The 17,552-nt window shown below is 62.2% G+C and carries 13 protein-coding genes; 1 reads left to right on the forward strand and 12 read right to left on the reverse strand.

The features are described 5' to 3' along the window. Positions 1–62: 62 nt before the first annotated feature. The 12 genes from BFP99_RS09705 to BFP99_RS09760 all read right to left on the reverse strand — a co-directional run bounded on the left by BFP99_RS09705 (position 63) and on the right by BFP99_RS09760 (position 16,183). Entirely contained in the window at positions 63–2,834 is a 2,772-nt protein-coding gene (locus tag BFP99_RS09705) for a hybrid sensor histidine kinase/response regulator (protein ID WP_027607753.1), read from the reverse strand. Between the two features lie 102 nt (positions 2,835–2,936). Next, positions 2,937–4,229 (reverse strand): phosphoribosylamine--glycine ligase, encoded by a 1,293-nt coding sequence (purD, locus tag BFP99_RS09710; protein ID WP_065925564.1) that lies wholly within the window; start codon positions 4,227–4,229, stop codon positions 2,937–2,939. Between the two features lie 173 nt (positions 4,230–4,402). Next, positions 4,403–6,010, reverse strand: a complete 1,608-nt coding sequence (gene purH / locus BFP99_RS09715) for a bifunctional phosphoribosylaminoimidazolecarboxamide formyltransferase/IMP cyclohydrolase (RefSeq protein WP_065947163.1) — start codon at positions 6,008–6,010, stop codon at positions 4,403–4,405. Between the two features lie 81 nt (positions 6,011–6,091). Beyond that, on the reverse strand, positions 6,092–6,412 hold the full coding sequence (gene fis, locus BFP99_RS09720; protein ID WP_002555375.1) for a DNA-binding transcriptional regulator Fis: 321 nt from the start codon (positions 6,410–6,412) through the stop codon (positions 6,092–6,094). Continuing rightward, positions 6,409–7,422 carry a tRNA dihydrouridine synthase DusB gene (dusB, locus tag BFP99_RS09725; protein ID WP_065925562.1) on the reverse strand — a complete coding sequence of 338 codons (1,014 nt, stop codon included), beginning with the start codon at positions 7,420–7,422 and terminating at the stop codon, positions 6,409–6,411. Before dusB ends, fis begins: the two co-directional genes overlap by 4 nt. A 185-nt stretch (positions 7,423–7,607) precedes the next feature. After that, entirely contained in the window at positions 7,608–8,846 is a 1,239-nt protein-coding gene (locus BFP99_RS09730) for a DUF3426 domain-containing protein (RefSeq protein WP_065947164.1), read from the reverse strand. Positions 8,847–8,876: 30 nt separating this feature from the next. Beyond that, positions 8,877–9,755 (reverse strand): 50S ribosomal protein L11 methyltransferase, encoded by an 879-nt coding sequence (gene prmA, locus BFP99_RS09735; RefSeq protein WP_027607758.1) that lies wholly within the window; start codon positions 9,753–9,755, stop codon positions 8,877–8,879. 175 nt (positions 9,756–9,930) lie between these two features. Beyond that, entirely contained in the window at positions 9,931–11,292 is a 1,362-nt protein-coding gene (gene accC, locus BFP99_RS09740; protein WP_027607998.1) for an acetyl-CoA carboxylase biotin carboxylase subunit, read from the reverse strand. 17 nt (positions 11,293–11,309) lie between these two features. Continuing rightward, entirely contained in the window at positions 11,310–11,771 is a 462-nt protein-coding gene (accB, locus tag BFP99_RS09745) for an acetyl-CoA carboxylase biotin carboxyl carrier protein (RefSeq protein ID WP_027607997.1), read from the reverse strand. Positions 11,772–11,795: 24 nt separating this feature from the next. Continuing rightward, positions 11,796–12,251, reverse strand: coding sequence for a type II 3-dehydroquinate dehydratase (aroQ, locus tag BFP99_RS09750; RefSeq protein ID WP_065947165.1), 456 nt, complete (start codon positions 12,249–12,251; stop codon positions 11,796–11,798). Between the two features lie 246 nt (positions 12,252–12,497). Continuing rightward, on the reverse strand, positions 12,498–14,459 hold the full coding sequence (locus BFP99_RS09755; protein ID WP_065947166.1) for a methyl-accepting chemotaxis protein: 1,962 nt from the start codon (positions 14,457–14,459) through the stop codon (positions 12,498–12,500). Between the two features lie 53 nt (positions 14,460–14,512). Next, positions 14,513–16,183: a response regulator gene (locus tag BFP99_RS09760; RefSeq protein WP_065947167.1), complete on the reverse strand. Its 1,671-nt coding sequence runs from the start codon at positions 16,181–16,183 to the stop codon at positions 14,513–14,515. A 389-nt stretch (positions 16,184–16,572) separates the two neighbouring features. Between BFP99_RS09760 and BFP99_RS09765 the strand changes: the two genes are divergently transcribed. Beyond that, entirely contained in the window at positions 16,573–17,550 is a 978-nt protein-coding gene (locus BFP99_RS09765; RefSeq protein ID WP_370671257.1) for a DUF2333 family protein, read from the forward strand. The last annotated feature ends 2 nt before the right edge of the window (positions 17,551–17,552 follow it).

Consider the following 17,552-nt stretch of genomic DNA (forward strand, 5'->3'; position numbering starts at 1 on the left):
CAGTTACAGTGTTCGCTCTTGACTGAAGCAAGCCCCCACCCACATTGGAATTGCATTTAAAGTCAGGACGGGGCGTGTTCAGGCCGTTGTTGACGCTGCGCCACCCAGAACTCCACCAGCTCACGCAATTGTGATAACTCCACCGGCTTGGCCATGTGCCCGTCCATCCCCGCCTGGCGTGCGCGTTCTTTGTGCTCCGAGAGGATATGCGCCGTGAGCGCTACCACGGGTGTGCGAATGCGCTGGTGGCTGACTTCCCACGCCCGCAGTTGCTGGGTAGCCGAGAAACCATCGAGAACCGGCATCTCACAGTCCATCAACACCAGGTCATAACGCTGGGCCTTCATCGCCTCGAGGGCTTCCTCACCGTTGCTGGCGGTATCCGGGTCGAGGTTGAGCTTGCCGAGCATGCCGCGAATCACTTTGGTGGAGATGCTGTTGTCTTCGGCCACCAGGATCCTGAAGTCGCTGGGCACGGTCACCGCCGCCGGGACGCTGAGGGGCGGACGGGGCTGCACGCCACCTTTGCTGCGTTGGGTCAACTCGTCGGCCAGGGTGGTCTTGAGGGTGTAACCGGCAACCGGCTTGGCGAGGATGCGCTTGATCCCGCAGTTACGCGCGATGATCTTGCTCGGCGCATTGCTGATGCCGGTGAGCATGATCAGCAGGATGTCGTGATTCAGGCTCGGGTCTTCCTTGATCTTCGCCGCCAGTTGCATGCCGGTCATGCCGGGCATGTTCTGGTCCAGCAGCACCACATCGAAGTAATCGCGCAGGTGCGCCTTGGTGCGCAGCAAGGCCAAGGCCTCTTTACCCGACGGCACGGCGCTGACATTCAGGCCCCAGGCCGAGCATTGCTGCACCAACACTTTGCGGCACGTATCGTTGTCGTCCACCACCAGCACGCGCGCGCCTTTGAGCGGGCCGTCGAGGTCGGAGGTGGGGTGTTCCAGGCGTTCCGGGTCCAGCGGCAGGGTCAGCCATAACGTGCTGCCCTGATGGCTGCCGCTCTTGATGCCGAACTCACCGTTCATCAACAGGATCAGCTGGCGCGCGATCACCAGGCCCAGGTGGCCGCTCAAGCGGGTGGCCGAGAGGAAGTTCTTGCTGTGCAGTTCGCTGTGCAGCAGGGCCTCGCGTTCAGCGGCTTCCATTGGCAGGCCGCTGTCCTGCACGGCAATGCGCAGGCGCGGCTTGGTGCTGCGGTCATCCAGGGCGACGACGATCAGCACTTCGCCTTCGTCGGTTTTGTGCAGGGCGTTTTCCAGCAGGCTCAACAGCGCCTGGCGCAGGCGGGTCGGATCGCCGCTGATGACGCGGGGCACCTGTGGCTGGATGAAGCTGATCAACTCGACGTTCTGCTGCTCGGCCTTGGCGCGGAAGATGCTCAGGCAGTCTTCGATCAGCGCATTGAGGTCGAATTGCACGTCATCCAGCTCGATCTGCCCGGATTCGAGCTTGGAGATGTCGAGGATCTCGTTGATCAATGTCAGCAGCTCGTTACCGGCGCTGTGGATGGTTTGCACGTAGTCACGCTGTTTCACCGACAGTGGCGTGCCCAGCAGCAGTTCGGTCATGCCCAGCACGCCGTTCATGGGGGTGCGGATTTCGTGGCTGATCTTGGCCAGGAATTCGGCCTTGGCGGCGATCTCGGCATTGCTGGCGGCCAGGTCGCGGCTGAGGCTGAAGCGGGCCTCGACAATCGCGCGCTGGCGCTCGCCCAGGGCCAGGCTCATCAACAGGCCGCTCAGGCAGATGAAGGCCAGCAATGTGACGATCAACCCCTGGGGCGACACCATCGTCAGCCCCAGCAACGCCGGGAGAATGATCAGCGTGCCGATGTTGAACACCACCATGCCCGCCACGAACAAGCGCGCCGGGCGATAGCCTTTCTGCCAGTGATACGCCGAGACAAACAGCATGCTCAGGCCCGCCAGGGCCACCAGCGCGTAGGTGATGATGTTCAGCGGCAGGGTACTGACGAACAACAGTAGCAGGCCGCACAGCACGATAAACAGGATGTCGGCCATCAACAGCTTGTTCAGCGGGTGCGGACCCAGGGGCATGAAGAAGCGATAGGCAAACATCAGCCCGCAGGGCGCTGTCAGCAGCAGGGCCAGGTAGGCGCCCGGGGTCTGGACCGCGTGCCAGTTCGGCAGCCATGGGCCTACCAGGTTGAGCAGCAGCGCCAGGCTGAGCATCAGCAGCAGTTCGCAGGCCGCCAGCCACAGGCTGCTGCGCGAGCGGTGGTAAGCGAAGCGCGTGAGGTTGTGCAGGATCAGCATCAGCAGGCAGCCGAACAGCAGGCCGTAGATCAATGTCTGGGTCTGGTCGGCGGCGGCCAGCACGGCCGGTTCCAGGGTGATATAGGGGCGCAGTTCGTGCTCGGAAACCAGGCGCAGGTAGACGTCGAGGGTCTGTTGGCTCTGGGGCATCGGCAGCATGAAGTCGTTGCTGGGCAGCGGGCGTTCCGCCTGGGGCTGGCGGTTACCGCTGCTTTGTTGCTCGATCAGGGTGTCGCCGTCCAGCACATAGAGGCTCAGGTGCGCCAGGTCCGGGGCGAATACCCGCAGCACCTGCTCGTGCTTGCCGGGTTGCAGCTTGAAACGTACCCACAACGCACCGTCCGGTTCCGCGGCGGTAATGCGGTCCAGTTCGATGGGGCTGAATTGATTGGTGTAGCGCGAGGAACGGATGTCGCTCAGCTGCAGGTCGGCCTGTTCATCAAGCAATACTGCCCAGCCACTGCCTTGCGCGGCGGCCTGGGCCGGGAACAGGCAGAGCAGCGTCAGCAGACTGACAGTAAAACCTATGGCGATCCTGAGCCAGCGCACGGCGAAATCCCTTCGTAGGTTGATGCACGGTTAACTATGCGCGGGGAGGCCTGTATACGGCAAGGGCCAGAAGCCCTTGCCTAACCGAACGGATAGCTAGCGTTACTGGCTTTCGCCACGTTCACGGGCAATGGCGCGGTAGCCGATGTCCGTGCGGTAGAAGCAGCCTTGCCAGTCGATTTTTGCGGCCAGCTTGTACGCCTGTTGCTGTGCGGCGTCGACGCTGGCACCCATGGCGGTGGCGCACAGCACACGGCCTCCGGCGGTCACGACCTTGCCGTCCTTGAGCGCGGTGCCCGCATGGAACACCTTGCCTTCCAAGGTGGCCGCCGCGTCCAGGCCTTCAATCACATCGCCCTTGGCGTAGTCGGCCGGGTAGCCACCGGCGGCCAGCACAATGCCGACGCTCGGACGTGGATCCCACTGCGCTTCAACCTTGTCCAGGGCCTGGGCCAGCGCGGCTTCCACCAGCAGCACCAGGCTCGATTGCAGGCGCAGCATCACCGGCTGGGTTTCCGGGTCGCCGAAGCGGCAGTTGAACTCGATGACTTTCGGGTTACCGGCTTTGTCGATCATCAGTCCGGCGTAGAGGAAGCCGGTGTACACATTGCCTTCATCGGCCATGCCGCGCACGGTCGGCCAGATCACCAGGTCCATCACGCGCTGGTGCACGTCGGCGGTCACCACCGGGGCAGGGGAGTAGGCACCCATGCCGCCCGTGTTCGGGCCAGTGTCGGCGTCGCCGACGCGTTTGTGGTCCTGGCTGGTGGCCATCGGCAGCACGTTCTTGCCGTCGACCATCACGATAAAGCTGGCTTCTTCGCCGTCGAGGAATTCCTCGATGACGACGCGCGAACCCGCGTCACCAAAGGCGTTACCGGCGAGCATGTCACGCACGGCGTCTTCGGCTTCCTGCAGGGTCATGGCGACGATCACGCCTTTACCGGCGGCCAGGCCGTCGGCCTTGATCACGATCGGCGCACCTTTTTCACGCAGGTAGGCCAGGGCGGGCTCGATCTCGGTGAAGTTCTGGTAGTCGGCCGTCGGGATCTTGTGGCGCGCCAGGAAATCCTTGGTGAAGGCTTTCGAGCCTTCCAGCTGGGCGGCGCCGGCGGTTGGGCCGAAGCAATCCAGGCCGCGGCTGCGGAACAGGTCTACGACACCGGCAACCAATGGCACTTCCGGACCGACGATGGTCAGGGAGACGTTTTTCTCGGCGAAGTCGGCCAGTTGCTCAAGGGCCAGTACGTCGATGGCGACGTTTTCGCACTTGGCTTCGATGGCGGTACCGGCATTGCCGGGGGCGACGAAGACTTTCTGGACCCGTGGGTCCTGGGCAACTTTCCAGGCCAGGGCGTGTTCACGGCCACCGCTGCCAATGATCAAAACATTCATTTCAAAAACCTCAAATTCTGTAGGCGCCGCTGGAGCGCTTTTAAATGTGGGAGGGGCTTTTTGTGGTGAGGGGGCTTGCCCCCCGCTGTGTTCACTGGAGATCCAGTGGGGCTGCTGCGCAGCTCAGCGCGGGGCAAGCCCGCTCACCACAAAAAGCCCCTCCCACATTTGGATCAGTGACGGAAGTGGCGCATGCCGGTGAAGACCATGGCAATGCCGGCTTCATCAGCAGCGGCGATCACCTCGGCATCACGCATCGAGCCACCCGGTTGGATCACGGCAGTCACGCCGGCTTTCGCGGCGTTGTCCAGGCCATCACGGAACGGGAAGAATGCATCCGACGCCATCACCGAGCCGGCCACCTGCAAACCGGCATGCTCGGCCTTGATCGCGGCGATACGCGCCGAATTCACGCGGCTCATCTGGCCAGCGCCGACACCGATGGTCTGGCGGTTCTTGGCGTAGACGATGGCGTTGGATTTAACGTACTTGGCCACTTTCCAGGCGAAGATCAGGTCGTTGATCTCTTGCTCGGTCGGGGCGCGCTTGGTCACTACCTTGAGGTCTGCGCTGCCGATCATGCCGATGTCGCGGCTCTGTACCAGCAGGCCGCCGTTGACGCGCTTGTAGTCCCAGGCAGCGGCACGTTCAGCCGACCACTCGCCGCAGGCCAGCAGGCGCACATTGGCTTTGGCGGCCACGATGGCGCGGGCTTCTTCGCTCACGGAAGGGGCGATGATCACTTCGACGAATTGACGCTCGACGATGGCCTTGGCCGTCTCTGCATCCAGTTCACGGTTGAAGGCGATGATGCCGCCGAAGGCCGATTCGGTGTCGGTGGCGTAGGCCAGTTCGTACGCCTGGCGGATGCCGCCCTCAGCGTCCGGGCTCACGGCCACGCCGCACGGGTTGGCGTGCTTGACGATCACGCAGGCCGGCTTGACGAAGCTCTTCACGCATTCCAGCGCGGCGTCGGTGTCGGCCACGTTGTTGTAGGACAGTTCTTTGCCTTGCAGTTGGGTCGCAGTGGCGATGCCCACTTCGGCAGGCTTGGCTTCCACGTAGAACGCCGCGCTCTGGTGCGGGTTCTCGCCGTAGCGCATTTCCTGGGCCTTGATGAACTGGCTGTTGAAGGTGCGCGGGAACTGGCTGCGGCCTTCTGTGCTCAGGGTTTCGGCGGCCTGGTTCACGGTGCCCATGTAGTTGGCGATCATGCCGTCATAGGCGGCGGTGTGTTCGAACGCCTTGAGCATCAGGTCGAAACGCTGGGCGTAGCTCAGGCCGCCGGCTTTCAGGCTTTCCAGCACGTGGGCGTAGTCGCCGGCGTTGACCACGATGGCCACGTCTTTATGGTTCTTGGCCGCCGAGCGAACCATGGTCGGGCCGCCGATATCGATGTTTTCGATGGCGGTCGGCAGGTCGCAGCCTGGCTTGTTGATGGTGGCTTCGAACGGGTAGAGGTTGACGGCCACCAGGTCGATCGGCTTGATGCCGTGCTCGGCCATGATGGCGTCGTCGATGCCGCGACGGCCGAGGATGCCGCCGTGGATTTTCGGGTGCAGGGTCTTGACGCGACCGTCCATCATTTCTGCGAAGCCGGTGTAGTCCGCCACTTCCACTGCGGCCACGCCGTTGTCCTGCAGCAGCTTGAAGGTCCCGCCCGTGGAGAGGATTTCCACGCCCAGGGCTTCCAGCTCCCGGGCAAATTCGAGGATCCCGGTCTTGTCGGAGACACTGATCAAGGCGCGGCGGATCGGCAGGCGGGTAGTCTGGTCGGTCATTTCAATTTCCATCAAAAGCAAAGGAGTCAGCAAAAAAGGCGACCGGTTTTACGCGGGCGCCTTTCTGGTTTGATTGAATGCTTACAGCAAATCGTATTGCTTGAGCTTTTTGCGCAAGGTGCCACGGTTGAGGCCCAGCAGCTCACTGGCTTTGGTCTGGTTGCCCTTGACGTAGTTCATCACGCTTTCGAGCAGGGGCGCCTCGACTTCGGAGAGCACCAGGTTGTACACGTCCGTGACGGAAGCGCCCTCAAGGTGGGCGAAATAATTATGCAGCGCCTTCTCGACACTCCCGCGAAGGGTCTGGCCTTCTTCGCTCGGCGTGTTGAGGTGCTGTTTCAAATTGACGTTGTCGCTCACGGGTGTTGTTCCACTCACTAAAGTCTCGGTCATCATCGTCATGCGGCCACCCATTCTCCGTCCCCTGCTCTCAGGCTCTTGTCTCGTTCGGCAAAAAACTCACGAACGGCGGTGACCTGTGCTTGCGTTTCATCCAAACGATTGAAGCCGGCGCGAAACTCCCTGGCGCCCGGCAGGGTTGCGAGATACCAACCCACATGCTTGCGAGCAATACGCACGCCCATCACCTCTCCATAGAAGGTGTGAAGTGCAGCCAGATGCTCTAGCAGAATACGTTCCACCTCGACCAGTTCCGGCGCCGGCAGGACTTCACCCGTACGCAGGAAATGCTCGACCTCACGAAAAATCCACGGCCGCCCCTGGGCGGCCCGGCCAATCAACACACCATCGGCACCGGTGGCGTGCAGCACGCGCCGGGCTTTTTCGGCCGAGTCGATGTCGCCATTGGCAAATACCGGCATCGACACCGCCTGCTTGATCGCGGCGATGGTGTCGTACTCGGCTTCACCGGTGTAAAGGTCGGCGCGGGTGCGACCATGCACCGCCAGCGCTGTAATGCCTGCCTGTTCGGCGATCTTCGCCACCGTCAGGCCGTTCTTGTTGTCCCGGTCCCAACCGGTACGAATCTTCAGGGTCACCGGCACATCCACTGCGGCAACAACGGCCTGCAGGATCTCGGCAACCAACTGCTCATCTTTCAACAGCGCGGAACCGGCGGCCTTGTTGCAGACCTTCTTGGCCGGGCAGCCCATGTTGATATCGATGATCTGTGCGCCCAACGCCACGTTGGCCCGGGCCGCATCCGCCAGCATCTGCGCATCACCCCCGGCGATCTGGACCGAGCGGGGCTCGGGATCACCTTCGTGGATCATGCGCATCCGCGATTTGCGGGTGTTCCACAAGCTCATGTCGCTGGTGACCATTTCCGAGACTACTAGACCCGCGCCCAAACGCTTGCACAGCTGACGAAAGGGCTGGTCGGTGACGCCCGCCATCGGGGCGAGAATCAAGCCATTCTGCAATGTATATGGGCCGATGCGTACCGCCGACATAGGACTTCCCTGTTGTGGGGCCGGATCATTAGAGTTCGAAAAAGGGTTGGCATGATACCCGCTCTCGATGACTGGATAAAGGCTGAATTGGATAAAATCTGAACAGTTATTTCTTTATCGCCGCCGGTTTGGATGGGCGGGGCCCAGTCAATACTCCACCGTCAAGCGACGGTGCGTAGGCCGATTCACTCGGGCGAGTGGAAGCTCAGGCTGTAATTCACGGCTTTATTGCCCGGATCGAGGATATCCAGGGAGATATGGATCGGGGTTTGTGATGGCATTTCGCTCACCCCGGCCAACTCGCCGCTCAGGTATTCGGCGGGCTTGAAGCGACGACTGGCAATCAGGTTGCCGTTGAGGTCGGCGAAACGCAGTTCCAGCAGCGGAAAGGGCTGGGAGAACGTCGCGCGGTTATAGATGATCGCATCCACCACCAGCGCCCCGGCGAACTCCGGGTGGCTGCGTACCACCAGGTTACTGCTCTTGATATGGGCGATATCGACCCGCGACGGCACCGTGCAGCCCAGTGTGGGGCACAGTTGCTGGAACCACGGGCGGTAAGCGTCCTGGCGGGCCAGATCGTCGAACTGATAGGCAATGTACTGCGCAGCCAGGCCGGCGGCGGCGATCAGTACCAGCAGTATCCAGATCAGGCGACGGCCCAGGCCCTGCGGGCGTTTTTGCGCGTACAGGTGCAGAGGGTCGTCTTCCAGGTCCTGGAGCAGGTCGTCATGGACGCCGGCCTCGGGGCGTGGGCGCTTGCGATGGGATTGCACACGCTCTTCGGGCTCCGCTTCATCCGCTGCCGCTGTCAGGGGCGTGAACGGCGGGTCGGAGTGTTCATCTTCCGGGGTTGAGCGCAGCGCAGGCTCATCGTCGAGGTGCAACGACATGGAGGGCTCGGTGCGTTGCCTGGTCGCAGGGGCTTTGGCCGGTTCAGGTTCGTCTTCGGAAGCGTTGGCGCGTTCTCCAGGCGGTTCGCTGAACAGGCTGGCGGCCCATTTTTCTTCTTCGGCCTTGACGGTTTCGCGGCTGGCGCTGAGAGCGTCTTCTTTCTGCCGACGGTCGGCACCGGGCTGGCGGCGTTCCGCGCCCACGGGCAGCGTGTGCTGAATCTCGCGGCGTTCCAGCTTGGCCAGTTCCTTGTCCAGATCCAGGTTGTCCAGGTCCAGCTCTTCGGCGCTCCACTGCTTCTGGCTGATTGCCCGCTGCGGCTCAGGCGCGGCTTCGCGCGCGGGCTCGATCGTGGCCGGTTGCTCCGGCGCAGGCGCCTGGGCGCGCTGCTCCAGCAGCTGGCGGGCAGCGTTGAAGACTTGCAGGCACGAGCCGCAGCGAACCACGCCGCGAGCCACGCTCAATTGGGCGTGGTTGACGCGAAAGCGGGTTTGGCAATGCGGGCACTGGGTGACGAAACTGTCGGTCATGCGGCCATCCGATTCAGGCAAGCGCTCATTCTAGCGCCGACGCCCGCTGATGCGTACCCAGCCATCACGGTTAGCGATCGGATCCAGCTCGAAATCCTTGGCGTAGGCGGCGGCGACATCTTCGCCCTGCTCGGCGAGGATGCCCGACAGCGCCAGGCGCCCGCCCGGCTTGACCAGGCTCGACAGTTGTGGCGCCAGGGACACCAGCGGGCCGGCGAGGATATTGGCGACCAGCACGTCGGCCTGCACCTGGGGCAAATCCTGCGGCAGGTAGAGCGGGAATTTGCCTTCAGGAATGTTGTTGCGCCCGGCGTTATCGCGGGACGCTTCCAGGGCCTGCACGTCGATGTCGGTGCCCACGGCTTCCTTGGCGCCCAGCAACAGGGCGGCAATCGCCAGGATCCCCGAGCCGCAGCCGAAATCCAGCACGTGGCTGTCCGTCAGGTCCTGGCCGTCCAGCCACTCCAGGCACAGCGCGGTGGTGGGGTGGGTGCCAGTACCGAATGCGAGGCCCGGATCCAGCAGCAGGTTGACCGCGTTCGGCTCCGGGGCGGCATGCCAGCTCGGCACGATCCACAGGCGTTGGCCGAAGCGCATCGGCTGGAAGTTGTCCATCCAGCTGCGTTCCCAGTCCTGGTCTTCGATGATTTCGCTGTGATGCTCGGGCAACGGGCTGCCGGTGAGCAATTCCATATGGGCCAGTACGGCGGCGGCATCGGTGCCGTCTTCGAACAGGGCCAGCAGATGGGTGTGGGACCACAGCGGGGTGGTATTCAGCTCGGGTTCGAAGATCGGCTGGTCTTCGGCGTCCATGAAGGTGACCGAGACGGCGCCCACTTCGAGGAAAGCGTCTTCGTAGGTTTCGGCTTGTTCTGGGCTGATGGCGAGACGGACTTGCAGCCAAGGCATGGCGGGCACCTTTGAATAAAAATGAGTGTGCAGCGGGGTAGGCTGCGAAAGCGCGCAAGTTTACGCGAGCGAACAGCATAAGACGACATTACTGAGTGAATGCGGACCAAATGTGGGAGGGGCGGTGTGCAGAAACAACAAAGCCGCCCGAAGGCGGCTTTGTTGGGTGGAACACTTACTGGTTGGCCAGCTTGTGTTCCAGGTAGTGAATGTTCACACCACCTTCGCAGAAGCCTTCATCACGAACCAGGTCCCGGTGCAGCGGGATGTTGGTCTTGATGCCGTCGACCACGATTTCGTCCAGGGCATTGCGCATACGGGCCATGGCCTCGTCGCGGGTCGCGCCCCAGGTGATCAGCTTGCCGATCAGCGAGTCGTAGTTGGACGGAACCTTGTAGCCGCTGTACAGGTGCGAATCCACACGTACGCCGTTGCCGCCGGGCGCGTGGAAATGCTTGACCAGGCCAGGGCTTGGGATAAAGGTCTTCGGGTCTTCGGCGTTGATCCGGCACTCCAGGGAGTGACCGTGGATCTTCACGTCGTCCTGGGTGAAGGACAGCACGTTGCCGGCGGCGATGCTGAGCATCTCCTTGACGATGTCGATACCGGTGACCATCTCCGACACCGGATGCTCTACCTGCACGCGAGTGTTCATCTCGATGAAGTAGAAACGGCCGTTCTCGTAGAGGAACTCAAAGGTACCGGCGCCACGGTAGTTGATGTCGATGCACGCCTTGACGCAGCGAGCCAGGACTTCCTGACGCGCTTTTTCATCCAGGCCCGGTGCCGGGGCTTCTTCCAACACCTTCTGGTGACGACGTTGCAGCGAGCAATCGCGATCGCCCAGGTGGATGGCGTGGCCCTGGCCGTCGGACAGTACCTGCACTTCCACGTGACGTGGGTTGGTCAGGTACTTCTCCAGGTAGACCATCGGGTTGCCGAACCAGGCAGCCGCTTCGGAGCGAGTCTGCTTGGCCGCTTCGATCAGCTCTTCTTCCTTATGCACCACGCGCATGCCGCGACCACCACCGCCACCGGCGGCCTTGATGATCACCGGGTAGCCGACTTCGCGACCAATGCGCAGTGCGGTTTCCTCGTCTTCAGGCAGTGGGCCGTCGGAGCCAGGAACGGTTGGCACGCCGGCGGCGATCATGGCGTCCTTGGCCGAGACCTTGTCGCCCATCAGGCGAATGGTTTCGGCTTTCGGGCCGATGAAGGCAAACCCGGATTTTTCCACCTGTTCGGCGAAATCGGCGTTTTCCGCGAGGAAGCCGTAGCCCGGGTGGATGCCATCAGCGCCGGTCACTTCAGCGGCGGCGATGATGTTCGAGACTTTCAGGTACGAGTTCGTGGCCAGTGGCGGGCCGATGCAGATGCTCTCGTCCGCCAGTTTCACGTGCATCAATTCGGTATCGGCCGTCGAGTAAACAGCGACGGTCTTGATGCCCTCTTCCTTACAGGCGCGCAGGATACGCAGCGCGATCTCGCCGCGGTTGGCGATCAGGACTTTTTGCAGTTTCTTCGCAGGTTTCAACATCGAAGGCGCTCCGCGGTTCAAACGATGGTGAACAGCGGCTGGTCGTACTCAACCGGCTGACCGTTTTCTACCAGGATGGATTCGATGACGCCGGCTTTTTCGGCCGTGATGTGGTTCATCATCTTCATCGCTTCAACGATGCAGATGGTGTCGCCCACTTTCACGGTCTTGCCTACTTCAACGAAGGCTGGCGAGGTCGGTGCCGGGGTGCGGTAGAACGTACCGACCATTGGCGACTTGACCACGAAACCGTTCAGCGCAGGGGCTGCCGGTGCGGCAGGTGCGGCGGCGGCAGCAGGCGCGGCGGCCGGAGCAGCAGCCGGTGCCGGTGCTTGCATCTGTGGTGCGTAGAACTGTTGGGCCGGGGTCTTGCTGTGGCGGCTGATCCGTACGGACTCTTCGCCTTCCTTGATTTCCAGCTCGTCGATACCGGATTCTTCCAGCAGTTCGATCAGTTTCTTAACTTTACGGATATCCATGAATCATCAACTCCCAAGGGTCGGTCAGGGGCGCTTGGCCTGTTCTTCAAGCTGTTCCAGGGCGGCCTCCAGGGCCAGTCGGTAACCGCTGGCGCCAAGGCCGCAGATCACTCCTACCGCAACGTCGGAGAAGTAGGAGTGATGGCGGAAAGGTTCGCGTTTGTGCACGTTCGATAAATGCACTTCGATGAATGGGATGCTCACCGCCAGCAGCGCGTCACGTAATGCAACGCTTGTGTGCGTAAAAGCGGCGGGATTGATCAGGATAAAGTCCACGCCTTCGCCACGGGCGGCATGGATGCGATCAATCAATTCATACTCGGCATTGCTTTGCAGGTAGAGCAGATGGTGGCCGGTTTCACGTGCCCGTCGTTCCAGGTCAAGGTTGATCTGATCGAGGGTCACTGCCCCGTAGACGCCCGGTTCACGGGTGCCGAGCAGGTTCAGGTTGGGTCCGTGAAGAACCAGTAAGGTCGCCATCGGCTGTTCCTTGTTATTGATGTGGGCAAGGCAGAACCCGGCGACTATGCCGCAAAGCCTTTGTGACTGTCCAGTTCTATGCAGTAGGCGGCACGATTAGCGAGGATTGCGCAAAATTTGTGACTGGGGGTCGGGATCCGGTCATGGGTAATACGCCCTTGAATCCCGTGGAGATCAAATGTGGGAGGGAGCAAGCCCCCTCCCACATTTTGATCTTCATTTGATTTTGGATCTTCATGGGGCCGGTCAGACACGGAACGCCTGCACAGCCGTATTGAGCTGCCCACCCAGCACCAGCAAATGCTCACCCTGGCTGCGGCCCTGGCCGATGCGCAGCAAATTATCCTCGCCGAGCTGATGAATCCGCTCGCTGTTGTCGCGAATCTCACTCACGGCGCCACTTTGCTGCGCCGTTACATCGGCAATCCGCACGGCGGTGTCGGAAATGGTCTGGATCGCGCCGACGATTTCATCCAGCGCGCCATCCGCAGCCTGGGCTTGCTGGGCGGTAGCCTCGGCATGTTCAACCTGGGCGCGCATGCCCTGCACCGATTGGTGCGCAGCGGTTTGCAGGCCGGTGATCAAGCCCTGGATTTCGGCGGTGGCGCCAGCGGTGCGTTGGGCCAGGGTGCGCACTTCGTCAGCGACTACGGCAAAGCCGCGCCCGGCCTCACCGGCGCGTGCGGCTTCGATGGCGGCGTTGAGCGCCAGCAGGTTGGTCTGGTCGGCAATCGAGCGAATCACGGTCAATACGCCGCCAATGGTGGCGGACTCCTCGGCAAGTTTTTCGATCATCTGCGCATTTTGCTGCACTTCACCCACCAGCGCGTGCAGGCCGGTCAGGCTCAGGCCGATCACGCGCTGGCCTTGCTCGACCGCCTGGCCCGCGCTGCGACTGGCGCCGGCCGCCTGGCTGGCATCACCGGCGACTTGCTGGATGGTGGCTTCCAGTTCGCCCAGGGAATCACGAATCTGCGCAGTATCCCCGGCCTGGCGCTCGGCGCCGTCGTGCAGGCCACTGCTCAGTTCGGCCAGGGCGCGGCTGCTGCCGGCCACTTCTTCGGCATTGCCACGGATGGTACCCACCAGATCCACCAGATAGGCGCGTAAACGGTTGAGGGACGCTTCGATGTCGCGCAGTTCGCGGTTGGTCTTGCCCAAGGTGATCGGTTGGCTGAAGTTGCCCTCGCCCCAGATCGACAAGGCGGGGGCCAGGTTGGTCAGCACCCGCGCCAGGCGCCGCTGCAGGGTGTCGATCAACAGGGCGATCAGCAGAATCAGGCCGATCATCACCCCTTGCATCAGGCGCACTTCGCCCTGGATCTTGCCGTGTTGCGCGCGCACCACCGGCTCGAGGCCGGCGATGGCCTGCTGAACGGCCGCGATTTTCAAGTGGGTGGCGGCGGCCAGGTCGGCACGCTGCTGGATCTGCGTGCGGGTGCGCTGGAGTTCGGCGGGGTAGCGGGCCAGCAGGCCGTTGAGTTCGCGCTTGAGCTCGACGCCGGTGTCCTGGGCTTCGGTTTTTGCGCTGTTTTCCAGGCCCATCAAGGCCGAAAAGTCATCGGTGTTGGATTCTGCGCTGGCCTTTACCCCGAGTAATGGCAGTTGTTCCAGCAGGTCGGCCTGGCTGCGCATATTGCTGACTTCGCGTTCCACATCGTCCGCCAGTTCCGCGCGGCCGCTGCTCACCAGTTTGTCGCGAGCCAGGGACAGCTTGCCCAGGTGCTGTGAGGCCGCCAGCAGCGGCGGCAGGTAGCGCGCGGCCTCGGCGCTGTTGACGCCCTTGGCGTACTGGCTCAACTGCTCCAGGTTGGCGCCCAGCTCCCGCTCGGCCTGCAGCAACAGGGCTTGTGGGTCACCTGCCAACTTACCGGCCGCCAGCAGGTCGGTCTTGCTGAAGGCATCCAGGTCCGCAAGGCTGGGGCGCAGGTTCTGCGCGAGGTCGGCGGGCAGTTCATCCAGGTGCTGCAACAGGCTTTCCAGGCTCTGGCTGGCGCTGCTCAAGCGCAATGCATCACCGCTGCCCAGATAGTCGTCGATATTGCGTGCGGCCTGGTTCTGGAAGGTCTGTGACAGGCCGAGGTAGCGTTCCATCAGCAAATAAGGCCGTTCCAGCGCCCGTTGCGACCACCACAGCGTCGCTCCAAGTGCCAGGCACACGGCCACCAGCAGGAGGGTATTGAGATTGGTCAGCAGCTTCAGGCGCATGCGGGGTATCAACCGACAGCAAAAGGTAAGTGCCTGAAGTTATTGCGTTTTCATTACAGGGTTATGACGGAATCAGTGGATTCTGGTGAAAAGGTGGCACTTTGCTTTGATGTGCGCGCCGCTTGCACGCGGTTACGCCCGGCATCCTTGGCGCGGTACAGCGCCTCGTCGGCCTGGGCGGCCATCATCAGGCTGTCGGAGCCGTCACACAGCTCCACCACCCCGGCGCTGAAGGTGCACCACAAATCCTGCGGCTGCGCCGGGTAGTGAATCTCGGCAAAGCGCCCACGAATTTCATCCAGTACCTTGCAGGCCGATTCCAGGTCGGTGTCGGGCATCACGATGGCGAATTCTTCACCGCCGTAGCGGCCGATGTAGTCGGTCTTGCGCAGGCGTTGCTTGAGAAACAGCGCCAGGCTCTTGATCACGCGGTCGCCCATGGGGTGGCCGTGGCTGTCATTGACCCGCTTGAAGTGATCGATGTCGAGCATGGCAAAGCTCAACGGCTTGTCCTCGCGGCGCGCACGGAAACTGCAGTCTTCAAGCAATTGCAGGATATGGGTGTGGTTGTACAACCCGGTCAGGCTGTCGCGCACCATCCGCGCCTTGAGGTTGCGCGCACGGGCGGCGCGGTTGCGCACCGTGGTGATCAGGTGGCGCGGCTTGATCGGTTTGGTGAGGAAGTCGTCGCCGCCTTCGCTCATGGCGTCCAGCTGCTTGTCCAGGTCGTCTTCGGCCGACAGGTAGATGATCGGCACACTGACGTAACGGTCATTGTGGCGAATGACCTTGGCCAGTTCGGTGCCGGTACAGGCCGGCATGTACATGTCGAGGATGATCAGGTCGGGCTGGAAGTCTGCCAGCTCGGCCATGGCCTGGATCGGCTCGATCAAGGTGCGGGTGACGATGCCGGCACTGTTGAGCAAGCGCTCGGTGTGCAGCGCCTGGGCCCGCGAGTCATCGATGATCAGCACTTTGTACGGTTCGTACTGGGCGACGCAGGTCAGTACTTCGATCTTTTCCAGCAGGCTGGAGGCTTCCAGCGTGCCGGTGAGGAATTCCTGGCCGCCGGCGCGCACGGCGGCGAGGCGAGTAGGGGTGTCGGTTTCGTGCAGGCTGAAAAACAACAGCGGCAGTTTATGCTCCAGGCCTTCCTGGGCTTCGGCGGCGAGCTTGAGGCCCAGGCCGGCGCCGCAGAAATCCACGTCCATCACGATCGCCGACGGCAGGCGCTCGGCCAGGGACGCGCGAAACGCAGCGACGCTGTCCAGGGATTGGGCGCTCATGCCAAAGAATTCCAGCTGCTTGGCCAGGCGCTCGGCGCGGTCGTGATCGGCCAGCATCACGTAGATCGGCTTGCGCATCGGCGGCAGGAAGGTTTGTTCCAGCTGGTCGCCCTGGCGCAGGCCGGTGCGGGACAGGCGCTGCATCAAGCGGTTGAGTTCGGTGATCAGGTGGCTGCTCAGGCGTCCGCGGTTTTCGTCGACGGCCTTGAGCGATTCGCCGATGTGCCGGGCCAGTTGGCCGTGTTCGGGTTGTTCGAAGCGCTCGGCGAAGCGTTGCAGGCGCAGGTTGGCCTCGCTGAGTTCGGAGAGGTCGGCGCCTGACCATTCGCTGCGTTGCAGGCGCTGCCAGATCTCAAGAATTTGACGTGCCTGATGAATTACCCGCTGGGCAAAATGCTGCTTGAGACGCTCACGGCTGGGGTCTTCTGGCTCGGTCATATCCTGACTACTAGTGAGGGTGCATGCTGAGGTCGAACTGATGGCTCTATGCTAGCACCTCTTTCCAATGGGATGAGTGTCATATGTCAATTAACTGCGTGTCCCTGATATTCAGTTGGTGACCTGACGGTCGCGCAGCTTAAAAAGCGTGCATCCTTTATAGTCGAATGCTTGCCGTATGCACGTTTGGTGAAAAGCCCCGCATGGGCGGGCACGATGGGGTAGGGTTGTGGTCGGAGTGTTTGAACGCACGCCCTCAATTCAAGTGCATGAACTCAAGTGATTGAAAGGATATCGCCATGCTGGACTGGAAAAACCGTGCGGGCAGTGCCAAAGGCCCTGCCCCTGAGCCCAAGTCGGCCAACCGCAGCTATTTTCGTACCTTGCTGATGAGCCGAGCCGTGCTCAGCGTGCTCGGCCTGTATCTGTTGGTCACCGGCGCCCTGGGCTGGTACTGGAGCGAAGAGCCGGCGCTGTTCCCGGTCCAGCAGAATGCGCAACTTGCCGCCGAGAAGGAAGGCAAGCAGATGGTGGTGGGCTATACCACCGTCGAAACCCTCAAGACCGTGGTCGGCACGTTGCTGAACAAGCCCGGTGGCTATATTTCCAACGACCGTTTCCCGCCGGGCCTGTGGATGGACAACATGCCCAGCTGGGAATACGGCGTGCTGGTGCAGGTGCGCGACCTGACCCGCGCCTTGCGTAAAGACTTCGCCCGCTCCCAGTCGCAGTCGGCCGAAGACGCCGATCTGGCCAAGGCCGAGCCGCGCTTCAACTTCGACAACAAGAGCTGGGTGCTGCCGTCCAGTGAGTCGGAGTACCAGGAGGGCATCAACTCCCTGAACCGCTATGAAGCACGCCTGTCCGACCCGAATCAGCGTGGCGCCTTGTTCTATGCCCGCGCCGACAACCTGAACAACTGGCTGGGCGATGTGGCCACCCGCCTGGGCTCGCTGTCGCAACGCCTGTCGGCCAGCGTGGGCCGGGTCAAATTGAACACCGCACTGAAAACCGAAGCCCTGGCGCCGGGTGAAGTGCCGCAGGTCGACGAAGAAGTGGTGGAAACCCCTTGGATGCAGATCGATAACGTGTTCTACGAGGCCCGTGGCCAGGCCTGGGCGCTGTCCCACCTGTTGCGTGCCATCGAAGTCGACTTTGCCGACGTGCTGGCCAAGAAAAACGCCACCGTCAGCGTGCGCCAGATCATTCGTGAGCTGGAGGCTTCGCAAGAGCCGGTTTGGAGCCCGATGATCCTCAACGGCAGCGGTTTCGGCGTGCTGGCTAACCATTCGCTGGTCATGGCCAATTACATTTCCCGGGCCAACGCGGCGGTGATCGATTTGCGTCAACTGCTCAACCAGGGTTGATG

The sequence above is a fragment of the Pseudomonas sp. 1 R 17 genome, assembly GCF_900067035.1.
In the GTDB taxonomy this organism is placed as follows: Bacteria; Pseudomonadota; Gammaproteobacteria; order Pseudomonadales; family Pseudomonadaceae; genus Aquipseudomonas; species Aquipseudomonas marginalis.

Bases quoted from the DNA above. Each gene is read 5' to 3' on its own strand.
- purD (WP_065925564.1), bottom strand. From the start codon at position 4,229: ATGAATGTTTTGATCATTGGCAGCGGTGGCCGTGAACACGCCCTGGCC.
- prmA (WP_027607758.1), bottom strand. From the start codon at position 9,755: ATGCCTTGGCTGCAAGTCCGTCTCGCCATCAGCCCAGAACAAGCCGAA.
- purH (WP_065947163.1), bottom strand. From the start codon at position 6,010: ATGACCGACCAGACTACCCGCCTGCCGATCCGCCGCGCCTTGATCAGT.
- BFP99_RS09765 (WP_370671257.1), top strand. From the start codon at position 16,573: ATGAGCCGAGCCGTGCTCAGCGTGCTCGGCCTGTATCTGTTGGTCACC.
- dusB (WP_065925562.1), bottom strand. From the start codon at position 7,422: ATGTCGGCGGTACGCATCGGCCCATATACATTGCAGAATGGCTTGATT.
- fis (WP_002555375.1), bottom strand. From the start codon at position 6,412: ATGACGATGATGACCGAGACTTTAGTGAGTGGAACAACACCCGTGAGC.
- BFP99_RS09730 (WP_065947164.1), bottom strand. From the start codon at position 8,846: ATGACCGACAGTTTCGTCACCCAGTGCCCGCATTGCCAAACCCGCTTT.
- BFP99_RS09760 (WP_065947167.1), bottom strand. From the start codon at position 16,183: ATGACCGAGCCAGAAGACCCCAGCCGTGAGCGTCTCAAGCAGCATTTT.
- BFP99_RS09755 (WP_065947166.1), bottom strand. From the start codon at position 14,459: ATGCGCCTGAAGCTGCTGACCAATCTCAATACCCTCCTGCTGGTGGCC.
- aroQ (WP_065947165.1), bottom strand. From the start codon at position 12,251: ATGGCGACCTTACTGGTTCTTCACGGACCCAACCTGAACCTGCTCGGC.
- accC (WP_027607998.1), bottom strand. From the start codon at position 11,292: ATGTTGAAACCTGCGAAGAAACTGCAAAAAGTCCTGATCGCCAACCGC.
- accB (WP_027607997.1), bottom strand. From the start codon at position 11,771: ATGGATATCCGTAAAGTTAAGAAACTGATCGAACTGCTGGAAGAATCC.